18 protein-coding genes are annotated in these 21,773 nt (G+C 63.1%); 9 read left to right on the top strand and 9 right to left on the bottom strand.

Going from position 1 to position 21,773, the window contains the following annotated elements; genetic code table 11:
* Positions 1 to 342: 342 nt before the first annotated feature.
* The 5 genes from BUS06_RS11965 (at position 343) to BUS06_RS11945 (ending at position 5,871) form a co-directional block, all read left to right on the top strand.
* A complete protein-coding gene (locus BUS06_RS11965; RefSeq protein WP_083611401.1) occupies positions 343 to 1,398 on the top strand; it encodes an extracellular solute-binding protein in 1,056 nt (351 codons plus the stop codon).
* Positions 1,395 to 3,221, top strand: coding sequence for a sensor domain-containing diguanylate cyclase (locus BUS06_RS11960; protein WP_074264450.1), 1,827 nt, complete (start codon positions 1,395 to 1,397; stop codon positions 3,219 to 3,221). Before BUS06_RS11965 ends, BUS06_RS11960 begins: the two co-directional genes overlap by 4 nt.
* Positions 3,222 to 3,415: 194 nt before the next feature.
* A complete protein-coding gene (locus BUS06_RS11955) occupies positions 3,416 to 3,868 on the top strand; it encodes a MarR family winged helix-turn-helix transcriptional regulator (RefSeq protein ID WP_074264449.1) in 453 nt (150 codons plus the stop codon).
* A 68-nt stretch (positions 3,869 to 3,936) separates the two neighbouring features.
* A complete protein-coding gene (locus tag BUS06_RS11950; RefSeq protein WP_074264448.1) occupies positions 3,937 to 4,500 on the top strand; it encodes an isochorismatase family protein in 564 nt (187 codons plus the stop codon).
* Positions 4,501 to 4,578: 78 nt separating this feature from the next.
* A complete protein-coding gene (locus tag BUS06_RS11945; RefSeq protein ID WP_074266045.1) occupies positions 4,579 to 5,871 on the top strand; it encodes an MFS transporter in 1,293 nt (430 codons plus the stop codon).
* 98 nt (positions 5,872 to 5,969) lie between these two features.
* Here the strand turns inward: BUS06_RS11945 and BUS06_RS11940 are convergent, their stop codons facing one another.
* Together BUS06_RS11940 and BUS06_RS11935 are read right to left on the bottom strand one after the other, a co-directional pair.
* Complete coding sequence (locus BUS06_RS11940) at positions 5,970 to 6,875, bottom strand: LysR family transcriptional regulator (protein WP_074264447.1); 906 nt, start codon at positions 6,873 to 6,875, stop codon at positions 5,970 to 5,972.
* Between the two features lie 63 nt (positions 6,876 to 6,938).
* Positions 6,939 to 11,903 carry a response regulator gene (locus BUS06_RS11935; RefSeq protein WP_074264446.1) on the bottom strand — a complete coding sequence of 1,655 codons (4,965 nt, stop codon included), beginning with the start codon at positions 11,901 to 11,903 and terminating at the stop codon, positions 6,939 to 6,941.
* A gap of 323 nt (positions 11,904 to 12,226) precedes the next feature.
* Here BUS06_RS11935 and BUS06_RS11930 point away from each other — a divergent pair, with 323 nt between their 5' ends.
* From BUS06_RS11930 to BUS06_RS11915, 4 genes are read left to right on the top strand one after another with little or no spacing between them, the layout of a single operon-like run.
* Positions 12,227 to 12,550: a thioredoxin family protein gene (locus tag BUS06_RS11930; protein ID WP_074264445.1), complete on the top strand. Its 324-nt coding sequence runs from the start codon at positions 12,227 to 12,229 to the stop codon at positions 12,548 to 12,550.
* Between the two features lie 38 nt (positions 12,551 to 12,588).
* On the top strand, positions 12,589 to 13,341 hold the full coding sequence (locus BUS06_RS11925; RefSeq protein WP_217272804.1) for a GntR family transcriptional regulator: 753 nt from the start codon (positions 12,589 to 12,591) through the stop codon (positions 13,339 to 13,341).
* A gap of 16 nt (positions 13,342 to 13,357) precedes the next feature.
* On the top strand, positions 13,358 to 14,251 hold the full coding sequence (locus tag BUS06_RS11920; protein WP_074264444.1) for a sulfite exporter TauE/SafE family protein: 894 nt from the start codon (positions 13,358 to 13,360) through the stop codon (positions 14,249 to 14,251).
* Positions 14,248 to 14,613: a DUF1634 domain-containing protein gene (locus BUS06_RS11915; protein WP_254368823.1), complete on the top strand. Its 366-nt coding sequence runs from the start codon at positions 14,248 to 14,250 to the stop codon at positions 14,611 to 14,613. Before BUS06_RS11920 ends, BUS06_RS11915 begins: the two co-directional genes overlap by 4 nt.
* A gap of 21 nt (positions 14,614 to 14,634) precedes the next feature.
* Here the strand turns inward: BUS06_RS11915 and BUS06_RS11910 are convergent, their stop codons facing one another.
* From BUS06_RS11910 to BUS06_RS11880, 7 genes are all read right to left on the bottom strand, one after another.
* The gene (locus BUS06_RS11910; protein ID WP_074264443.1) at positions 14,635 to 15,453 is read right to left on the bottom strand and encodes a formate/nitrite transporter family protein; all 819 of its coding nucleotides are present in this window, start codon (positions 15,451 to 15,453) and stop codon (positions 14,635 to 14,637) included.
* A gap of 185 nt (positions 15,454 to 15,638) precedes the next feature.
* The gene (locus BUS06_RS11905) at positions 15,639 to 16,289 is read right to left on the bottom strand and encodes an ATP phosphoribosyltransferase regulatory subunit (protein ID WP_217272803.1); all 651 of its coding nucleotides are present in this window, start codon (positions 16,287 to 16,289) and stop codon (positions 15,639 to 15,641) included.
* Between the two features lie 278 nt (positions 16,290 to 16,567).
* Complete coding sequence (locus BUS06_RS11900) at positions 16,568 to 17,050, bottom strand: DinB family protein (RefSeq protein WP_074264442.1); 483 nt, start codon at positions 17,048 to 17,050, stop codon at positions 16,568 to 16,570.
* Between the two features lie 50 nt (positions 17,051 to 17,100).
* Complete coding sequence (locus BUS06_RS11895; RefSeq protein WP_074264441.1) at positions 17,101 to 18,123, bottom strand: DedA family protein/thiosulfate sulfurtransferase GlpE; 1,023 nt, start codon at positions 18,121 to 18,123, stop codon at positions 17,101 to 17,103.
* 135 nt (positions 18,124 to 18,258) lie between these two features.
* Positions 18,259 to 19,386 (bottom strand): DUF2827 domain-containing protein, encoded by a 1,128-nt coding sequence (locus tag BUS06_RS11890; protein ID WP_074264440.1) that lies wholly within the window; start codon positions 19,384 to 19,386, stop codon positions 18,259 to 18,261.
* The gene (locus tag BUS06_RS11885) at positions 19,383 to 20,558 is read right to left on the bottom strand and encodes a DUF2827 domain-containing protein (RefSeq protein WP_074264439.1); all 1,176 of its coding nucleotides are present in this window, start codon (positions 20,556 to 20,558) and stop codon (positions 19,383 to 19,385) included. The genes BUS06_RS11890 and BUS06_RS11885 overlap by 4 nt, the downstream gene beginning before the upstream one ends.
* Positions 20,555 to 21,736, bottom strand: a complete 1,182-nt coding sequence (locus tag BUS06_RS11880) for a DUF2827 domain-containing protein (RefSeq protein ID WP_074264438.1) — start codon at positions 21,734 to 21,736, stop codon at positions 20,555 to 20,557. The genes BUS06_RS11885 and BUS06_RS11880 overlap by 4 nt, the downstream gene beginning before the upstream one ends.
* Positions 21,737 to 21,773: the final 37 nt, after the last annotated feature.

Here is a 21,773-nt window from a genome sequence, read left to right as displayed (position 1 = left end):
TCTGCCAGGTCGTTATGCAGCAGAGAGGCGCGTTCGGGTGTTTTTGGCGAGAGGTAATCGGGCCGAAGGCCAGCGGCGAAAACACCGAAGGTGCGCATAACCTTCGCAAAACACGAACATCAGATCAAGCTTCGTCAGCCCGGCGGCCTGCCTGTCGCCGTTGGACATGACGACGCAGCGGCCGGCGTCGCAGGCATGCGTTGCTCGAATTCGAGCGCGTGATGCCAGGCGGTATCGATTCCGTGTACGCGTTTGAAAAGGACCGATGACATGCGCTGGGCCCCCCTATCCCGCTTGCGGCAGCCGCCACAAGCCGTTAGGACACCGTCGAATTCACAGTGCATGATCTGGCGCGCATGTCGCGTCTTCACCGTGCTTGTGCTGTTCCTGACCGGCTGTCTGCTGGCGGCCGCCCCTGCTACGGCCGCTGCAAGCGTGTTGCGCGTGCTGGCATGGCCCGGCTACGCGGATAGCGATGTCGTGAAAGCCTTCGAGGCCCGCTTCCATACGACGGTTGAAGTGACGCTGGTCGATTCCGACGAAGCCCTGTGGGACAAGATGCATGCGGGCGGCATGCCGCACTACGACGTGCTCGCCGCCAATACCGCGGAAATCCAGCGCTACACCCACGAGCACATGCTCGCGCCGCTCGACCTCGCGCAGCTTCCCAACACGCAGCGGCAACTGCAGCGCTTCCAGCCGCGCGGCGGTATCGAAGGCCTGAGCGTGGCCGGCAAGGTCTACGCCATTCCGTTCACGTACTCGTCGATGGGGCTGATCTACGACCGCAAGCAGATCCCGGTCGCACCGCATTCCATGGCGGAACTGTGGAATCCGCAATACCGCGGCAAGGTGCTCGATTTCAACAGCGCCCAGCACAATTTCTCGTTCACGGCGCTGGCGCTCGGCTATCCCGATCCGTTCCGGCTCACGCCCGCACAAACCCACGACATCGCCCTGAAACTGATCGATCTGCGGCGCAATCTTCTGACGTATTACAACCTGCCCGAAGAAGCGACCGCATTCTTCATCCAGCACAAGGTTGCGCTGATGTTCGGCAACTACGGCACCCAGCAGCTCGCGCAGTTGCGCCGGGCCGGCGCCGATGTGGGCTATGTGATTCCCGACGAAGGCGCCCTCGCCTGGCTCGACTGCTGGGCCATGACGAGCACCGCAGCCGATCGCCCGCTCGCCCTTGCGTGGATCAACTACATGCTCGAACCGGATGTCAGCGGGCTGCTGACGCAGCGCCAGGGCCTCGCCAATACGCTCACACCTTCGCCGGAGAGCAACGCCGATGCGCACCTGATCTGGCTGCGCCCGGTGGACGATATTCAGCAGCGCGAAGCGTTGTGGAGCAAGATCGTTTCGGGCGACCTGCCGGAGCGCTTCAGATGATGCGCCCCGGCCTGACCTTCAAACTGTCGATCCTGCTCGCCTGTATCGGCGTGGTGGCATCCGGCGCGACTGGCTACTATGCGTACCGAGCCAACCGTACGATGCTGGTAAACGAAGCCGAGCAGAATCTCCTGACTTCGACCGAGTTGCTGAGCGAGCGCTTTTCCGTGGCGCTGGGCGACGTGTCGCAGGATGCGCTCGTGCTCGCGACCTTGCCGTCGGCAGCGTCGGTCGCACAATCCGACGACGGCTCGGGCACCAACGATGCTCGCGAACGCCTTGCCACGGTATTCGCCAGCATCATGGCGAATCACCCCGAGTACCTGCAGGTCCGGCTGATCGCGCGTCAGCGCTATGGCCTCGAACTGATCCGCTTCGACCGCGACGCGCAAAGCGCCGTGCGGGTCGCGGCAAAGGGCTTGCAGGAGAAAGGCCAGTTTGCCTATGTATTCGACACGCTCGCGCTGCCGGCGCGCGGCATCTATGTTTCGCCGATCACGGTCAACCACGAGCACGGCGCGCATTCCGCCGAAGGCAAGGCGACGTTGCGCCTCGCCACGCCTGTTGTCGCCGCGGACGGCAAGGCGACCGGCGTCCTCGTGATCGACGTGGATCTCGCGAGCCTGCTCAAGCTGTTGCAGGTCGACTTGCCGCGCGGCTACGAGGTGTATCTCGCCAATGAGTGGGGCGATTTTCTGATGCACCCCGATGCTTCGCAGACCTTCGGTTTCGATCGCGGGCGGCGCATCCTCATGCAGGACAACTTCCCGGTCACGAAACCGCTGTTCGAGCAGTCGAAAAACAGCGTGTCCATGAACGGTCTGCTGCAACCGCATGAGGCAGCGGGCTACGTGTATGCCTTTATCCGCAGACCATTCGGCGTGGCGGACGGCAATCGCTTTATCGTGCTGGGCATCGCCAAGCCGCTCACTGACGTGCTGGCAGGCGCCACGCTGCTTGGCAACAGCATCGTGCGCATGGTGCTGGTGTCGAGCGTGCTCGCCTTTTTGCTGGCCATCCTGTTCGCGCGGGCGCTCACCCAACCGCTGCAGATGCTTGCGCATGCCGCCACGCATTTCTTCGCAGACCATACGATGGGCGCCCTGCCGCTTAGACGCACCGACGAAATCGGCGTGCTCGCGCGCTGCTTCGACCGGATGCGCCGGGAGATCCGTTCGCAACTCGATGTGCTCCATAACAAGCAGCATGAGCTTGTTCATCTCGCCAGTCACGATGCCTTGACCGGCCTGCCCAACCGCCTGCTGTTCACCCAGAAGCTGGAGACCGCGGTCAGCGAAGCCGCCGCTAGCGGCGAGCAACTCGCCGTGCTGTTCGTCGACCTCGATCGCTTCAAGCAGATCAACGACCAGTACGGCCATGCCGTCGGCGACCGCGTGCTCGCCAGCGTCGCGCGGCGCATCCAGCTGGTGTTGTCCGATGGCGATATGGTGGCGCGTCTGGGCGGCGACGAGTTCATCGTGCTGCTCAGGGGTACGCCCTCCACGGACGCCGCGCCCACCATCGCCGGCGACATCATCCGCGCCCTGAACGACCGGCTGCTGATCGATGGACAGTCGATGCTGGTGGGCGCAAGTATCGGCATTAGCCACTATCCGGCCGACGGCACCTCCGCCGCAGCCCTTCTGCTCAACGCCGACGCGGCGATGTACGCCGCCAAATCGGGTGAGACCGCTTCGTGGCTGCACTATCAGGACCTGCTGGAGGCACGCAGACGCGGGACCGCCGCCGAGGCCGACGACGGCGAACGCTCGGACGGCGCGGACAACGCCAACGATGACCGGCTCGCGCCGGGAGTCAGGTAACGCGCACTCCGTCATGTAAGTGTTGCTGGGCCGGCGGTAACGAGACCGCCAACCGCGCTGGCCGATGCTTTCAACTTGACTTGCGACCACATATGAAGGTAGCCTTAGCAGGTACCCTTCGCAGTTATCCGTGCGGCTAAATTCGCGGCCGACCCGGATAGAACGCATCCACGCACCGGCACACTATCCCGCACATGAGCGAATCCTCCCCTGACCCCGAAGCCGCCCGCGCGCTCGCGCTGGCCAGCGAGTTACGCGTGGTCGTCGGCCGGTTGAAGCGCCGGCTGCGCGAACAGTCGCATTTCGGCGACCTGAGCTGGACCCAGGTGCGCGTGCTGTCCCGTCTGGAGAAGGAAGGCCCTGCCACCGTCACCGCTCTGGCGCGGGCCGAGGGCATCCGCCCGCAATCGATGGGCGAAGCGGTTGCCGCGCTGAAGGCGGCAGGCTTCGTCGCCGGCGCCCCCGATCCCGACGACGGACGGCAAACCGTTCTGTCGCTCACCCCGGCCTGCCAGGAAGCAATCCGGACCGGCCGGGCCGCGCGCGAAGACTGGCTGTTTCGCGAGATTCGCGCCAGGCTCGCGCCGGCCGAGCAGGCGCAACTGGCAAGCGCAGTCGAACTGCTCAAACGCCTCGTCGACACCTGATCTGATCCCGTCGCTCGCCGCACGCTCCCAAGGCGCGGCATCGTCCCCCCCTCAAACAGGACTCCATCATGGCTATCACTACGCTCGACCCGAAAACCGCACTCATCGTCATCGATCTGCAAAACGGCATCGTCGGACTTCCCACCGCTCATCCGGCCGGCGAAGTCGTGAAGCAAAGCCGGGTATTGCTCGACGCGTTCCGCGCGCACCGGCTGCCGATCGTGCTCGTCAACGTGGCCGGCGGCGCACCAGGACGCACCGAGCAGGCTCGCCACACGGGCGAGTTTCCCGCCGGCTGGACGGATCTCGTCGCCGAGCTGAACCCGCAACCGGAAGATCATCTCGTCACCAAGCGCACATGGGGCGCGTTCGTGGGCACCGACCTCGAGCAGTATCTCAAGGACAAGGGCGTCACCCAGGTCGTGATGGCCGGCGTGGCGACCTCAATCGGCGTTGAATCGACCGCGCGTCAGGCTTACGAGCTGGGCTTTAACGTCACGCTCGCCGTCGACGCCATGACCGACCTCAGCGCCGAGACCCACCACAACGCGATCACGCGGATTTTCCCGCGCCTCGGCGAGACCGGCACGACGGCGGAAATCGTCGCGCTGCTCGACAAGACCCGCGCATGAACGCGCTTGCCACGCAGGTAACGCACGCGGGTGCACGCTCACGCGGGCCAGGCGCACGCGCGCTTCGGGGATAGTCCGGTGAAAGGTACTTTCCGCTCGCTGAGCGGCTTCAATTACCGGGTCTGGGCCAGCGGAGGACTGATCTCCAACGTGGGTAGCTGGATGCAGCGCACCGCACAAGACTGGCTCGTTCTCACCGAGCTCACGCACAGGAATGCGACTGCGGTGGGCATCGTGATGGCGTTGCAGTTCGGCCCCATGCTGCTCCTGCTGCCGCTGACCGGTTATGCCGCAGACCATCTGGACCGCCGCAAGTTGCTGCTGGTCACCCAGGCAACGATGGCCGGGCTGGCGCTCGGGCTCGGCGTGCTGACGCTGACCGGCCTCGTGCAGTTGTGGCAGGTGTACGTGTTCGCGTTCCTGCTTGGCTGCGTCACTGCGTTCGACTCTCCCGCGCGTCAGACCTTCGTCGCGGAGCTGGTGGGAGAAGAGGATCTGTCGAACGCGGTGGCGCTCAATTCCACCTCCTTCAACGCCGGCCGGATGATCGGGCCGGCGGTCGCCGGCGTGCTGATCGCCTCGGTGGGGACGGGCTGGGTGTTCCTCATCAACGCGGCGTCGTTTGCGGCGGTGCTGTGCTCGCTGAAGATCCTGCGCGTTCACGAACTGCACCATAAGCTGAAGGCGCGCCGCGCGCGTGGGGCTTTCGTCGATGGCTTCCGTTATGTCTGGAGCCGCCCCGACCTCAGAGCGCTGCTGACGATGCTGTTTTTGATCGGCACCTTCGGGCTTAACTTTCCCATATTTATCTCGACCATGTCGGTCACGGCGTTTCATGCCAATGCCAGCCAGTACGGACTCCTGACATCCACCATGGCAATCGGCTCGGTGGCCGGTGCGCTGCTGGCGGCACGCCGCGCGCGCCCGCGCCTCGCGCTGTTATTGGTCAGCGCTGGCCTGTTCGGCTTTGGCTGTACGCTCGCGGCATGCATGCCCACCTACGGGCTGTTCGGCGCCACGCTGGTCGTGATCGGCATGTGTACGCAAACCTTCACCACCTCGACGAATAGCCTCGTGCAACTGTCGACCGAACCCGCCATGCGTGGCCGGGTGGTGGCGATCCTGCTGGCTATCGCACTGGGCGGCACGCCGCTCGGCGCGCCGATCGTCGGCTGGGTGGCAGATCACTTCGGCCCGCGCTGGGCGCTCGGGGTGGGCGCGGCTTCCGGTTTCGGCGCTGCGCTGGTGGGACTGCATTACCTCAGGAAGTACCGCAACCTGCGCGTGCGCTTCGCCGGTGGCCGCATCCATGCGAGCGTGGATGGGATCGAAGCCGCGGGCGGGGGCGCTGCCGCGCCGTCCGCTCATTGACCTCTCGTTGACGCCTCGTTGACCTCTGCAGGCAAGGACGGCGCGTAGCCGGATTCGCGACGCGCCTCGCCTGCTCCGCCTCGCGTCGCACCCGTGGATCAACGGCCCAGATCCGGATGCCGGTTAGTGAGCTCGGTGAACCACTCGGTAAACGCACGCACTCGCGAGCTCATGCGCCGATGCGGATAGACCAGCGAAAGCGGCGTCGAAGGAATCTTGTACCCGGTCAGTATTTCCTGCAGTTCGCCGCGCTCGATCATCTCCGCCACCATGAAACGCGACGGCTGGATAATGCCGTAGCCGAGCACGCCGGCGGTAATGTAGACGGTGCCGTCGTTCACCGCCAAGCCCCCTTCGAGCGTTACCTTGACCACCTCGCCATTCACTTCGTATTCGAACGGAAAAACCTTGCCGCTGCGCGCAGAGACGTAGTTGACGGCGCGATGCCCCTGGAGTTCTTCCAGCGTGGTCGGTATGCCATGCTCGGCGAGATAGGCCGGCGACGCGCAGGTGGTGATACGCGAGTTGCCGATGCGCCGCGCGACGAGGCTCGACTCTTCCAGCGCACCCATACGGATCACGCAATCGACGCCGTCCTGAATCAGATCGATATTGCGATCCGCGAGGCCCAGGCGCACGTCGATCTCGGGATACTGCCGGTAGAAATCGCCGAGCGCCGGCAACAGCAACGCCTTCGCCAGCGTCCCGGAGGTGTCGACGCGAATGGTGCCCGCCGGGCTTTGCCGCTTGTTCGACAGCGACGACTCCGCATCCGAAATCTCCGAGAGAATGCCGACGCAACGTTCGTAGTACAACGCACCATCTTCGGTGACACTGACCTGCCGGGTTGTGCGGTTCAACAGCCGCACACCGACGTGTTCCTCGAGCGCCTGGATCAGGTTGCTGACCGATCCGCGCGGCAGATCGAGCAGCTCAGCTGCCTTTGAAAAGCTGTTGGTCTCGACCACGCGGGTGAAGACTTCCATTGCCTGCAGGCGGTCCATACGGGGGCATCCTCGTCAATCACAGTTAAACAGCAGTTCTTCAGATATAGCACAGACGTTGCGTCAGTCCGCGCAACGGCGCAACAGATCGACCAGCGCGATCGGATCATACGGCTTGCGCAAGGGAATGGCGTTGGGCAACCGCTCCCGTTGTTCGGACGTCAGCACCAGATCGTAGCCGGTCAGAAAGATCACCTGCAAGTGCGGATGATCGCGGCATGCCTCGATCGCCAGATCGACTCCCGACTTGCCAGCCAGGCCGACATCGGTCAGCAGCACGTCGAACGGCCGTTCGCGCAGCACACGCATGGCTTCCACATCGCTTGCGGCCTCGACGATCTGCAGTCCGAATGTCCTGAGCAATTCGGTGGTGCTCAGGCGCACCAGTTCGTCGTCTTCGACGTACAGAATGTTCAAACTACTAATGGCCTTGGCGACGTCGGCGGCGGCGTCGCCACCAGCAGCCGCTCCCGCCTCCTGCACGGCGGCAATGGCTTCGTCGTGCGGCTGCCAGAACTGGTTCCGCAGCACGTGACGCACTTTGCGAGCGAGCGCCTCGTAAGTGTACGGCTTGCTCAGCAACTCGATGCCTTCGTCCAGTCTGCCGGCGTGTACGATTGCGTTGTCCGTGTAGCCCGAGGTAAACAGCACCACGATATCGGGCAAGCGCTCGCGCGCCTTGCGAGCCAGTTCGGTACTGCGCAGCGGCCCCGGCATCACCACGTCCGTAAACAGCAGATTGATCGGCACGCCGCTCTCGACGATCGCCAACGCGCTCTGTGCATCCTTGGCCTTGAGCACCGTATAGCCGAGGTCGCTCAGCATCTCGACCACCGTGCTCCGCACGTCTTCGTCGTCCTCGACTACCAGCACCGTTTCCGCACCGCCCTTCGCCGGCCCCGCATCGATCTGCGTTTCGAGGTCTTCTTCCTGACGCACACGCGGCAGATAGATGCGCACCGTCGTACCGTGACCCGGCTCGCTGTAGATCTTGACGTGACCGCCCGACTGCTTGACGAAGCCGTACACCATGCTGAGCCCGAGACCCGTGCCCTGCCCTTCAGGCTTGGTCGTGAAGAACGGCTCGAAGGCACGCTCGCGCACTTCCGGCGGCATGCCCGAACCGGTGTCGGTGAGCGCGACCATCACATACTGTCCCGGCGTCACCTCGGCATTGCGCTGTGCGTAGGCGTCGTCGAGCGAGGCGTTGCCGGCTTCCATGGTGAGCTTGCCGTGTCCGCGCATCGCATCGCGCGCATTGATAGCGAGGTTGAGCAGCGCGTTTTCGACCTGGAACGGATCGACCAGCGTATTCCACAGACCGCCCGACACCACCGTTTCGATTTCGATGCCGTCGCCGAGCGCGCGGCGGAACATATCGTCGAGACCGCGAATAAAACGGCCGAGATTGACGACTTTCGGCGCGAGCGGCTGGCGCCGCCCGAAGGCCAGCAGCTGCGAGGCCAGATTGGCGCCGCGCGCCACGCCCGCCAGCGCATTGCGCACCCGCTGCTCGGCCTTGTCGACGCCGGCCACATCCTTTGCCAGCAGTTGCAGATTGCCGCCGATCACCTGCAGCAGGTTGTTGAAATCGTGCGCTACGCCGCCGGTCAGCTTGCCGATCGACTCCATCTTCTGCGCCATGCGCAGCGCCTCTTCGGCGTGCTGCAGCGCTTCGGCGTTATCCCTGTCGGCGGTGACATCGCGCCCCACGCCGTGTATACGCTCCGAAGCCGGGTCGAGGGACAAGGTCCACGCCACCCAGCGCCACGCGCCGTCGGCGCGTTTCAGGCGAGATTCGTAACGCACCGGCACGCCTGCGCGGCGCAAACGCTCCAGTTGCGCCGTCACCATTTCGACTTCGTCGGGGTGAAGCAGATTCATGTACGAGTGCGACATCAGCCAGTGCAGCGGATAGCCGAGCGTACTCTGCCACGACGGACTGATGCGTTGCAGCGTGCCGTCGAAACTCGCCACCACCAGCAGATCTTCGCTCAGTTCCCACAGACGGTCGCGATCTGCGACCGCTTCGCTCACGCGGCGCTCCAACGTTTCGTTTAACTCACGCAATGCACCCTCGGCTTTGGTGCGCTCGGCGATTTCCGATTGCGCCGCCTGATAGAGCCGCGCATTGTCGATCGCAATGGCCGCCTGCGCCGCAATACCCACGACGATGCGTTCGGAGCGCGCCTTGAACACACCGGGTTCCGGATGGCCGAACAGCAAACCGCCGATCACTTCACCCGTGCGCGAGATCACCGGCGCGGCGAGGTAGCTGCGCACCGGCAGGTGGCCGGCGGGCATGCCGCGAAACGGCGCATTCCTGCCATAGCGCGGGTCCTGCGTCACATCGTCGACACGCACGATGCCCTCGCCCTTGAAGGTGGTCTCGAACAGGGCGGTAATGCGCGGCATCGGCAAACTGGCGAATGCTTCTTTCGGCGCGCCGGAGAGCGCGTACAGCATGTAGCGGCCACCGTCATCGTCCCGATTAGCCTGGCTGAACTGATCAACCTGCGCTTCGGGTGGCGACTGCACGTTATAGAAAAACGAGCCAAAGGCGGCGCCCGTGAGCTCCGTTGCCGCATCGGTGACGACCTGAACGGCGCGGCCCAGGTCGAGTTCCGCCGCCACGGCTGTGCCGACGCGGTTGAGGATTTCCAGCGTGCGCGACTCTTCGCGCAGATTGCGCTCGGTCTCGCGCCGCAGCCGGGCCAGCTGCAGATTGCCTGCCACGCGCGCGACGAGTTCACGCGCCGAGAAAGGCTTGGTCAGATAGTCGTCGGCGCCGGACTCGAGGCCGCCTAAGCGCGCTTCCTCCCCTGCACGGGCCGAGAGCAGCAGTACCGGCGTTTCGCGCAAGACCGGGTCGCTGCGCAGTTCGCGCAGCAGGCCGAAGCCGTCGAGCCGCGGCATCATCACGTCCGAGACGATCAGATCCGGCAGCGCCGCGCGTGCCACTTCCAGCGCTTCCTCACCGTCGACGGCGAACTGAACCTCATGCCCTGCCTGGCCGAGAATGCGGCGCATGTAGTCTCGCAAATCGGCGTTGTCGTCGACCACCAGCACCCGCGCGGCAACCTGTCCGTCCTGCAAGGGCGCTGACGTTTCGGCGGTCTCCAGCAACGATTGCGGCTCGTCGGTGCCGATCTCGTCCAAATGGTTCGACTCGGGGATCCAGCGCCGCGCGGCATCGACATAAGCGAACGCGTGCCGGCTTAGCGCGGCCGGCGAGGTTGGCGTGGCTTCAGCCGCAGGCACGGCAAGCGGGCCACCGACGGGCGGCAAGACCACCGTAAAGCAGCTGCCCACACCCGGCGTGCTGTCGACCCTGATCGTGCCGCCGTGCAGTTTGACCAGCTCCTGCACCATCGCAAGACCGATGCCGCTGCCTTCGACCGAGCGGCCCGGCGACTCCGCCACCCGGTGAAACCGTTCGAACAGACGTGGGATCTCTTCTGGTGGAATGCCGATGCCGGTATCCGCGACGCTCATCTCGATGCTGCCGTCCCGCCCCTGCCGCAGCGAAACCTTGATCGAACCGGAGAACGTGAATTTGAACGCGTTCGACAGCAGGTTCATCACGACCTTTTCCCACATGTCGCGATCGATCTGCGCAATGATCGGCCCACCACCCACATCCACGCCACGGTCCACTTCGAGTTGCAGCCCAACCGTTTCGATCGCGGAGCGAAACAGCGAGGCGAGTTCAGTCGTGAACGTGGCGATGTCGGTCGGCTGCGGGTTGATCTGAAAACGCCCCGCTTCGATACGGGAAAAATCGAGCAGTGCGTTGACGAGCTTCAGAAGCCGCAGACCGTTGCGATGCGTGATCTCGAGCAGATTGCGGTCGGCCTCGCTGGTTGCATCCTGTTTGGCGAGCAGCTCTTCGAGCGGTCCCAGCATCAAGGTAAGCGGCGTGCGGAATTCGTGGCTGATGTTGGAGAAAAACGTTGTTTTGGCCCGGTCGATTTCGGACAACGCTTCGGCACGCCGGCGTTCTTCTTCGTACGCGTGAGCGTACCCGATGGCAGCGCCGATTTGCCCCGCGAGCAGGTTCAGAAACGCGTGATAGCCCTCGTCCAGCAGGCGGCAGGGGTTCACCGCAACAATCAGGACTGCCGCACGTCCCGTTTCGCCACCGGGCATGATGGGCAACGCGACCGCCTGGGTAGGCTCGAGACTCCATGGGCCGCTGGGTAATCCAGGCCCGAAGCGCCGCGCCAGGTCGCGCACCACCACCGCACCTTGCGTTCGCAGCGCTTCAGCAACGGGCCACGGCGCGTCTTCGGCCGCGCTCATCGATTCCGGCGCAGCGCGATGACCGGGCGCGATACCGCTTGCGCCCGCCAGTGTCACGTCCGCCGAGCCAGGTTCCGCGATGTACAGCAAGGCGAACGGGAGATCGCGCGGATTGCTCCGCAGCGCGCGGGCGCTCAGTTCGCACGCGTCGCGCCACTGCCGTGCATCCGCAGTCGATGCGGCCAGCTCGCGCAGCAGCATCAACTGGCGTTCGCCGATGACGCGCGAGGTATCGTCGCTGTTCGCGCAGATGATGCCGCCGGCCGTGCCGTCGTCGTTCGGAATCGGGCTATACGAGAAGGTGTAGTAGGTCTCCTCCGGGAAGCCGTTGCGCTCCATGATCAGCAGCTTCTGTTCGACGAAGGTACCTTCGGCGCCCGTCAACGCTGTCTCGAGCAGTGGCGCAATGTCGCTCCAGATCTCGTGCCACACGACCGCGGTCGGCTGGCCGAGCGCCACTGGATGCTTGCCGCCGATAATCGACTTGTACGGGTCGTTGTAGAAGTACAGCAGATCGGGGCCCCCACCGATCCAGATCGGCTGGCGCGAGGTGAGCATGATGCGGATCGCGGTCTTCAGGCCCTGCGGCCAGTTTTCAGGCGCGCCGATCGAAGTCGAGGCCCAGTCGTAGGCGCGGATCAGCGCCCCCATCTCCCCGCCGCCGACCAGAAAGGTCGTGGTCAAACCAGCGCGCAATGCGTCGGTCATTGAACTGTCCGGCTTCATTAACGCAATCTCCTCGAGACGGTTGCCCGGTTGGATTGTTGTAGCTGTAATCGGTGGTCCCCAGCGATTCACGGCGGTGCGAAATTGCAATGGCTGCGACCCCGCTGCACGCAGAAATGCTTTCGCAGGATTCTCGCATGCAGAGCGCGTATTTGAGCACCAGAATACGTTTTGAACCACGCATAAACGATGCGCTCGCGGACGGCATGTTCGCACAATGCCGCGCGTGAAGTTTTCCGATACATTGAAGCCGTCCCGCAACGCAGAACGATGCACTCCGCGAGGTAAATCGTGCTGCCTGCCTCATCTGTTCCGGAGCAAAAATGACCACTCAAACCGCCTATTCCGTCACCTCACCGACACGTGCCGAGGTGGATACGCTCACGGGGGCAACGGTTCTCGAATTCGGCACCGACTGGTGCGGCTACTGTCAGGGCGCGCAACCGGTGATCGGCGCAGCCCTCGCGGAACATCCCGCGGTGCGTCATCTGAAGATCGAGGACGGACCCGGCCGCCCACTCGGGCGATCGTTCAGGGTGAAGCTGTGGCCTACCCTGATTTTTCTTCGCGATGGCGCCGAAGTCGCACGTGTGGTGCGGCCCACCGGGGTCGAGGCGGTTGAGGAAGGATTGAATAGCCTCGTCTGACGCTGGGGCGATTGACATAGTGACGTCATGATGTCACTATGTCCAACATGAAAATCGATCCCGATAGCCCCACGCCGCTATACGCCCAGGTCGAAGCGGTGCTGGCGGCCAGCATCGCAGACGGCACCTATCCGGCCGGCAGCCGCCTGCCGAATGAGGACGGCCTGATCGAGCGCTTCGGCGTGAGCCGCACCACCATCCATAAAACGGTTCAGAACCTGATCAAACGCGGCCTGATCGAAATCCGCCGCGGCAAAGGCACCTTTGTCACCCAGCCCAAAATCACCCAGGAACTGACGGAGCTGAGCGGCTTCGTCGAAGATATGCAGGCGCTTGGCCGTCACCCGAGCGCTCGCGTGCTCGACAAGCAGGTGCTGCCCGCCAGCGACACGGTGGCGCGCCATCTCGCCCTTGCGGCCGGCACGCTGGTGATGCGCATCCAGCGCGTGCGGCTCGCGGACGGCGTGCCCCTCTCGTTCGACGAAACCTGGCTGCCTAAAGACCTTGGCGAGAAAGTGATCGGCAACGATCTGGAGACCGAACCGATCTTCGCCCTGCTCGAGCAGAAATACGACACGCCACTCGTGGAAGCCGAGTACCGGCTCGAGGCTACCTGTGCAAACGAGACCGTGGCGCAGGCACTAGGTGTCGAACCTGGCAGTCCGATCTTTCTGATCGAACGCACCTCGTACGGTGCCGGACATCAACCGGTCGATTACGAACAGCTGCATTACCGCGGCGATCAGATCCAGTTCGTGACGCGGCTTGCCCGCCGCGGCAAACGCGGCTGACGCGCGGGAGACTCCGATGGATACGGGCTTCACGCTGTGGCTCTTTGCGGTATCGCTCGGCGCGAGTGCGCTCGGTGGAATGCTCGGCATGGCGAGCGGCATTTTTATCGTGCCGGTTCTGACCATGTTCGGCCATCTCGACATTCACGTGGCGATCGGCGCGAGCATCGTCTCGGTGATCGCCTGCTCGTGTGGCGGCGCAGCGCCGTTCCTGCGCGAGCGTCTGACCAACGTACGGCTCGCGGTAGTGCTGGAGACCGCCACGACCTTGGGTGCACTGTGCGGCGTGCTGCTGGTCGGGATCGTTCCGGTGTTCGCGCTGTTTATATTGTTTGCGCTGGTTCTGCTCGTATCGGCGCGCCAGATGCTGGTACGACGAAGCGATCCGGTCGCCGGCGCTTCGGTTACCTCTTCAATTGACGCTGCAACCGGCGCTGCGGCGACAGCAGGCTGGACGGCTTCCCTTGCGCTCGATTCGAGCTATCCGGATCGTGCACTCGGCCGCGAGGTCGCCTATCGGGTGCAACGTGTGCCACTGGGCATGCTGCTGATGTACGGCGCGGGTTTGATTTCGGCGCTGCTCGGGATCGGCAGCGGTGTGCTGAAAATCCCCGCCATGGATACGGCGTTGCGCCTGCCGATCAAGGTCTCGTCGGCCACTTCCAACTTCATGATCGGCGTGACGGCGGCTGCCAGCGCCGGCGCCTGGTTTCTGCGCGGCGATATCGTCAGCGCGATTGCCGGACCGGTTGCACTCGGCTCAGTAGCGGGTGCGGTACTCGGCGCACGGGTGCTGATGCGTCTGTCGAACGACAAGCTGCGGCTGATGTTCGTCGCGATCCTGCTTGTGCTTGCGGTACAGATGCTGTTCGAAGCGTTCCACGTCAAAGCCGTGAGCGGGCCGGTATGAGCAACCGTTTGCCGGCTTCGGCCACGGCCTCCCCTGCGACCTTCGCCTCGGTGATGACACCGCTCGAGCGCTGGCTCGCCGCGTTGCTAAAAAGCGGCACGTGGATAGCGTCTCTCACGATCGCCGCGGGTTTGCTTCTGCTGTTGCCGGATGTCCACACCGCATTGCATCGGTCGGCGCTGCCGCCAGGCATGCCGCTCGTCACTGCCGGCATTGCGCTGTTTATTCTCCTGCCCGTGCTGCGCCTGATCCTGATGCTCGGCGTGTTTCTGCAGCAACGCGACTATCGCTACAGCGCAATTACCGTGCTAGTTCTGCTGATCGTGGCGGCGGGCTGCGCGGTCGGCGCACATTGGGCGTAGCCGCCACTACGGATCAGTTCATCAGTGGGTCTGGGCACTGCCTGCCGAAACCGGCAAGCGGGTCTTCGACGGATGGCCAATACCGCCTTCCTGCAGCCAGTAGCCGAGCCCCATAAAAATCGCGCCGCCCGCCAGGTTGCCGAGCGTGACAAAAATTTCGTTGTGCACAGCACCGGCCAGCGTGATGTTGTCCGGATGCTCACCGATCAGGGCGAGTGCGAACACAAACATATTGGCGACGCTGTGCTCGAAGCCGCTTGCCACGAACGCGAACACGGGCCAGAAAATCAAACCGAGTTTTGCGCCATCGTTATTGGTGCGCGCCGCCATCCAGATAGCGAGGCACACGAGCCAGTTGCACAGCAGTCCCTTGGCGAACAGCGCGAGACCCGGCGCGCTCATCTTCGCGGACACCGCCTTGAAGAAGACTTCCGAGCCATCGGTCAGCAGCACGCCGCCGCCCGCCGCATGCAAAATCGCCGCGAGCACCACCGCACCGATCAGATTGCCGATCCAGCACACCACCCATACCAGCACCATTCCGCCGACACCCGTCTCGCCGCGCAACACCGCAAACGGCATATACATGGCCGTGCCGGTGAACAGATCCGAGCCGGCGAACACGACGATCGTCAACGCGCAGGCGAACACCGCGCCCATGATCAGATGCACATAAGCCGGATCGACATGCGAGCCGACTGAAAACATCAGGATGTCGCCGAAGCCGATATAGGCCCCGGCCATGGCCGCACCGATCAGAAAAGCGAGCGGCGAGCGCGCGATCGACGACGCCTTGTGCGCGCCGACCTTTGCGAATTTATCGATACTCTCTGCGTACATCACATGTCTCCGCGAATGGGGGATACCCTCCTCAACCGCAGAGGGTGCGTCAAACTGGCGCACATGATAGGACGAGCGAATTCGAGCTCCGTTACGGATGTAACCAGAACGGGCAGGTCTGGCGGGTGGGCCTACTGTGCTCCCGCGGCGACCCGGATTCTGTATCCCTTTTTAGCGCGGCTGCACTAGGACGGGGCAATAGCGGTGGCCGACAAACCTTGCATGCCCATCGCCAGCAGCAAACGCTCTGCGCCGATCCCGAAGCCCGCACCCTCCCGATACGCGCCGCCACCGGCCACCTGTTGTTGCGCGCCGAGTTCGGGACAGCGGATCTCGAAGCCCTCGCCATTCAGGTAGTAGCTCAGGCCCCGCTTCGCAGCGATGTCGAATGCGTAATCGAGTCCCAGCGAATCGAGAAAGCCCGCGCCTATTTCACGGCTGCGCACGAGCGCGCGCTGCGGGTTCGAACACAGGTACTCGAAGCCCAGTTGCACGAATTCGCGGTACCGTCCGGCCTGGGGCCGTTCATAGCGGTAACAGCGAGCCACGTAAAACAGCATGCGTTCCTTGCGGCGTTCGAGCAGTTCCTGACATCGCTCCTGAAAGAGCGCGGTTGCCTCGGGAATCAGGCAACAGGGCCGGCCTTTCTTGTCCGGGAAGGCCCACATCTGGCCAATGATTTCGCTGCCGCCCGCCTTCTGCACGAACGTATCCTGCGACCACAACGCAGGAACGATGGCCTCTTCCGCGCCGGCATCAATGAAGGTAGCTCCGGAAGCGGTTCTCCAGCGCACGGGCTTGCGCCGCTTCTTCACCGACGATAAAACGCGTTCCACGGATCATGGTCATGACTGAACTCCTAAGGATGATGAAATAAAAAAAAGGCGCCATAGGCGCCTTGGTCGTTTTCGCATGAGCGAGGAACTCAGTGGGTTCCAGGCTTCGCTGCTATGAGACGTAACGAACCACGGCGCAACGGACTGCTGCCGTGATGATGGTGCGACCGGAATGGAACGTTACGTGGGCTCATGTACGAGATAGTGACACACGTGTCGCGGTTTGGGAAAGCCCGAGTTGCGCCGACGCTGTCGTCCGGCGCGTCGGACGGTCTGGCTTAGCGTTCCAGATACTCGCGCAGGATTGCGCTCATGCGCCAGCGATGGTCCCGGTCGTGATCGGCGAGTTGCTCGGCCAGACGGTAGACGCCAACCTCATGACCGTCAGTGCGAACTCCGACCCGCTCGAACGACGCGAGCTCGGTGGCTCGCAACTGCTCGATGAGTTTGTGACGCAACGCACTGAACTCCTGGATCGCCTGGTCGCCGTCGCGCGAATGGTAGCCGCGCTCGACCGGCCAGCCGCTGACGTCCATGGGCAGGAGAGTCGGCCGGTCTTCGTTCAGCACGCGCTCGATACGCGGTCCATACAGATCGCTTTCGCAATCTTTCAGATGCCACAGATGCTCGATCAGCGGCGAATTATCCTCGGCAGGCATGCGTACCAGCAGCTCACGCGACATGCCGGCAAACGCCTTTTCCAGAAATACCGGCATCTCGGCAAGCTGATTGAGCAGATGGAGGTGTTGCGTACTGGACATGAGGGCCCCGGAAATCGTTATGTTGTGTGTAGCGCGCCGGCACAGGCGCATCACTTCGTCATGCGTGCCCTTACTGTGTATTCGCTGTCGAGCACCGGATCGAACTCGCCATTCTCGTCGCGCGGCGCATGAAAATCCGCCGACAGCGGCTCGACCGGATAACCGCGGCGCTCCCAGGCATCGAGACCGCCCTTGAGCGCCTGGACATGGTGAATGTTCTTTCGACGCAGCTGCGCGACGATCCGCTTCGCCGTGGCTTCATTCGGGCAGACACAATACACCACGATCGGACGCCCGCGCAGTTTCTCATCGAGTTGCTCTGGCGAATCGAGATCGAGGGCACGCGCGCCCGGTATCCGATACGCTTCCTTCGCCCGCACTTCCGGAGGCCGCGCATCGAAGATAAGCGGCGGCGCGCTTGACTTCATCAGCTCGTCAAGCTGCTCGGGGCTGATGCGAATCTCCGCCAGCCAACGACGAAACTGAAACCGTCGCACCCAGCGATAGCCGACAAACAGCACGGCCACCACGGCGAAAACGTCGAACACCGTGGCGCCGTTCTGGCGCACGAGTTGCACGCCTTGCGCGATCCAGTCGTGCAGCGCCGCGCCGCCGACCAGCCAGACACCCGCCCATAACGCGGCGCCCAAGATGTCCCAGAACAGGAAAACACGCGCATCGATGCTGGTGGTGCCGAGCAACGGTGCGGCGATCAGGCCGATACCGGGGATGAATTTAGCCAACGCGAGAATCGGCGCGCCGTGGCGCTCCAGGATGTTGCGCGCAAGTCGCACTGCGGCGTCGAACGACAGTGAAAAGCGCACCAGCGAATTCAGCATCCGTCTGCCGCGCAAGCGGCCAGTGGTGAACCACAGGACGTCCGCCAGCACGGTGGCACATACGGCGGCGAAAAACACGCTGGAGTAGGACACCTCGCCGACGGCAGCCATGGTGCCCGCGAGAATCAGCATAGGCGCGGCCGGCACCGGCGCGCCGAGTTGCGTGATCAGCACACTCATGAAAACCACCCAAGCGCACAGCGCAGGGGGAATAGCGGTCGGAAGATGCCACACGGTACGGCTCCTGCGGAAAGCGAACGCCCTGAAGAGTGCCAGGCACAGGCGTTTGATATCCGATTCTAATCAAAATCGGCTAACCGCATCGTGCAAGTGCACAAGCCTTTAAGGCGCTAATGGCGCCTTAAAGGCTTAGCGGACCGGCCGCGCCAGCAGATCGTCAAGCAATGCGCCGTACGTCGCCACCAGTTGCCGGTCGTCCGGCAGATAGCGCGCAATCAGGCCGCGCTGTTGTTCGCGGTACCAGGATGCGTGCGCGTCGTGTGTCTCGATCGCCTCCACCACCCGGCGCGCGCCTTCGTCGGCATCGTTGCCTTCGTAGTAGTACCCAAGGTCGCGGCATAGCGAGGCGTTGTGGATCAGCGGGTAACCCTGCCAGCACACTTCAAGGTAAAAGTAGTTCAGCGGATTTTCGAGCTGATGGGAAATGACGATATCGGTGTTTTCGGCCAGAAACACCGGGGTGTCGTGCCGGCCGAGGAATACCGCCTTGTGATCGCGGACGATATCGAGCTGGTTCATGAGGGCGATGAAATCGAGGCTTTCCCGCGCGATCTGCCCGGCATTCGTCACCTGCAGCAGGGCGATCCGCTCAGGACACCTGCGATAGGCGAGCTCGGCAATCAACGCCGGGTACAGGCAGAACTTCACTACGTTGATGTTCGGCTCCATCACACTCAGGCGCCGCGCACCGTCGTGCGGCTGGTACTGACCTGCGTGCAGCAGACCTTCGACGCGTTCATCCAGAAACATCGGACTCCAGACAAACGGCACGACCCGGCCGGACTGCCGGCGCAATACCTCGAAATATGACCGGCTGATATTCGCGACCTGCGGAATGATCCAGATGTCGTCGTAGCGCTGATTGACGAACAGCGTGTCGCCCCACGCCGGCTTGCGGAACAACACTGATTCCATCGCGTGAACATATTCGAAGCCGCAGCAGTACGATACGAGCCGCACGTTGCGCTGCTTCAGGTATTCGGTTTGCGCGGCGTCGATCTGGCCGCCGAGTTCGATCAGCACATCGAGATCGTCTTTCGCCGTCTCGAACGATAGCGTGGGATAGCGGACCTGATCCCACGGCAGCGCAGCGGTAATGGCGACCGCCGTGGTGTTCACGAGCACCACCCGCGCGACCTGCGGACAATGCCGCAGCGCCTCGGCAAGAAACGCTGCATTCTGCTTGATGCCGTTATTCCACAGCGTCTCCGCCTCGTGGTGCAAGCCAATCGTGATGCCAATGCGCAGAGTGCTCATGATGGGATACCCAGATCCTGAGCGGGCGCATAGAGCGCGGCAAGCGCATTGCTGTACGTGCGCACATTGTCGTCGTTCTCGGGATCCAACCCGCGCAGGAACGCGTTTGCTGTCTGGCGGTAAGCACTGAGATGGGTATCGTGCTCGGCGAACGCCCGCTGCAAGGCGTGCCCGCCTTCCAGGCAGTCGAAGTCGTGATAGCGGTATCCGCACTCGCCGATCAGATGCGAATTGTGAATCAGTGGATAGCCGCCATACAGTGCCTCGTAGTAGACATAGTTCTGTGCATTTTCCCAGTGATGACTGACCACTACGTCGACATCGCCCGCGACTACCCGGCAAAACGGAAAGCGCCCCTCGAACGAAGTCAAACCGTGCTTCACGATGTCAAGGCTGCGCGCGAAGCCATTGAAGCTCACGTGCTCCTTCAGATGGAACGTGTTGTACGCCCACACATGTTCGAGCATGTCAGGATTGGAGCGATGCGCCGCCTCGCAGGACAGCAGCGGCACGAAGCTTGTTTTCACCATGCAGATGTTGGGCTCGAAGATGCCCGCGCGCCAGCGCCGCCGTCCTGGCCGATAACCGAAGCTGAGACCCTCAGGCAGGCGCGCCGCTTCGCGCTCGAGCACTAGCGGGCTCCACAGATGCGGCATCACGCGCACCGGACAGCGAAACGTACTGGCGTAATATGGCACACAGGTGTTCTCGTACTCGGGCAGCGTCCAGACCTCGTGATACGGCGCAGCTGAAATCAGGAGACCGTGCGGCTGATCGAAGATCATGCGCTCGATGTCGATCACATAGTCGTTGCCCACCCGCATCGAGACGATCTTGCCGCCGCGTTCGCGGAACGCCACCACCCATTCGCGCGCCAGTTGCGCACTCATCTCGATCATCACGTCGAGCGTCGTGGCGGCCTCGTTCATGTCGATGAGCGGCACGGGCGAATCGGCGAGAAAATTCTTCGCATCCTCGGGGCGCCCATCGCCACCACCCGCCACAAGGTATGTCGCGTCCACCAACGGCGAGCGCATCAATAGCATCACGAGAAAAATGCAGTTCTGGTAAATGCCGTTTTCCCAGACCGACTGCTCGCCCTTGCGTACGAAGATCGACACGCCGACCCGCAGCTTGCGCGGCAACCCAATTTGAACGGGTTCGAGATTCATGAGCGGCTCGCGTGAGGGGCAAACGCCGTGTCGCGGCACAGATGCAGCAGTCGGGCGGCGTACGCGTCGAGGTTGTGCTGGCTGAACGGATTAACGCTTGCGAATACACGCTGCGAGCGGGCCCGGTAATCGTCGAGACTCTCCGCGTGGTCAACCGCGGCGCGCTGCAACTGCGCCGCGCCCTCGCGCGCATCGAAGCCGCGATAGTAGTACCCCGCGTCCTTGAGCCACGGCGAGTTGTGCACCAGCGGATAATCGCCGTAGAGCGCGTCGAGGTAGCTGTAATTCTGTTCGTTCTGCCATTGATGCGACACGATGGCATCGGCATGCTGCACCATGAAGCCGACAATATCGTGCCGGCCGTGAAAGGTAGCCTTATGCTGGCGCACGAGATCCAGCGAGTTGGCGAAATACAGCATGGTGGGATGATCTTTCAGGTGCAAGGTGTTGAGCACATGCATCGCCTCAACCGTTTTGGCATCCGCGCGATAAGCCTCGTCGCAAATCAACATTGGAATGCTCGACGTCTTCACCACCGAAATGTTCGGTTCGAAAATTGCCACGCGCAGGCCGCGGCGTTTGGCGCCATCCGCTTCAACGGTTGCCGGTTCATTGGGCACCGTCTCGCGGGCTGCAAAGCCATAGTGCATGCCGAGCGCCTCGACTTCACGCATTCGCTGCCGAACAAACTGAGGATGCCAGATGAACGGCGCCTCGTGCACATCGCAACGATGCAGGAGACGCATCATCGGGGCAAATGCGCTGTCTTTCGGCAGGTGCCAGACCTCGTCGCAACGATCGGGACGCGGTGCATGGGTGGGCTTTGTAAAGATAGCGGGCTCGGCAAGGCCGACGTAAGGCTGGCCGCAGCAGTAGAAGACCACCTTCTTGCCGCGCGCACGCATCAGGTCGAGCCATTCGATATCGAGCGCGCCGCCCATTTCGACGATCACATCCACCTCGTCGCTAGCCTCGTGCGCCCTCATCAGGCGCAGATTGCGTGCTGCCAGATCCACCTGCGATGGCATCACCCCCTGATCGCCGACATCGATCAGCACTACCGATTGCACGAACGGCAAGCGCTGAAACAGCTCCGCCAGAAAGATGACGTTCTGCCCCAGGCCGTTCTGCCAGATGTTCTGACCGGTATGAGTAATGACGGAGATGCCGATGCGCATAGTCACATTTAACACATGTTGAAACGGACCCTCACCG

Origin of the sequence: Paraburkholderia phenazinium, from assembly GCF_900141745.1 — a bacterium.
In the GTDB taxonomy this organism is placed as follows: domain Bacteria; phylum Pseudomonadota; class Gammaproteobacteria; order Burkholderiales; family Burkholderiaceae; genus Paraburkholderia; species Paraburkholderia phenazinium_B.
Note: the sequence above shows the minus strand (reverse complement) of the source record. Positions and strands in the feature narration are given on the sequence as shown.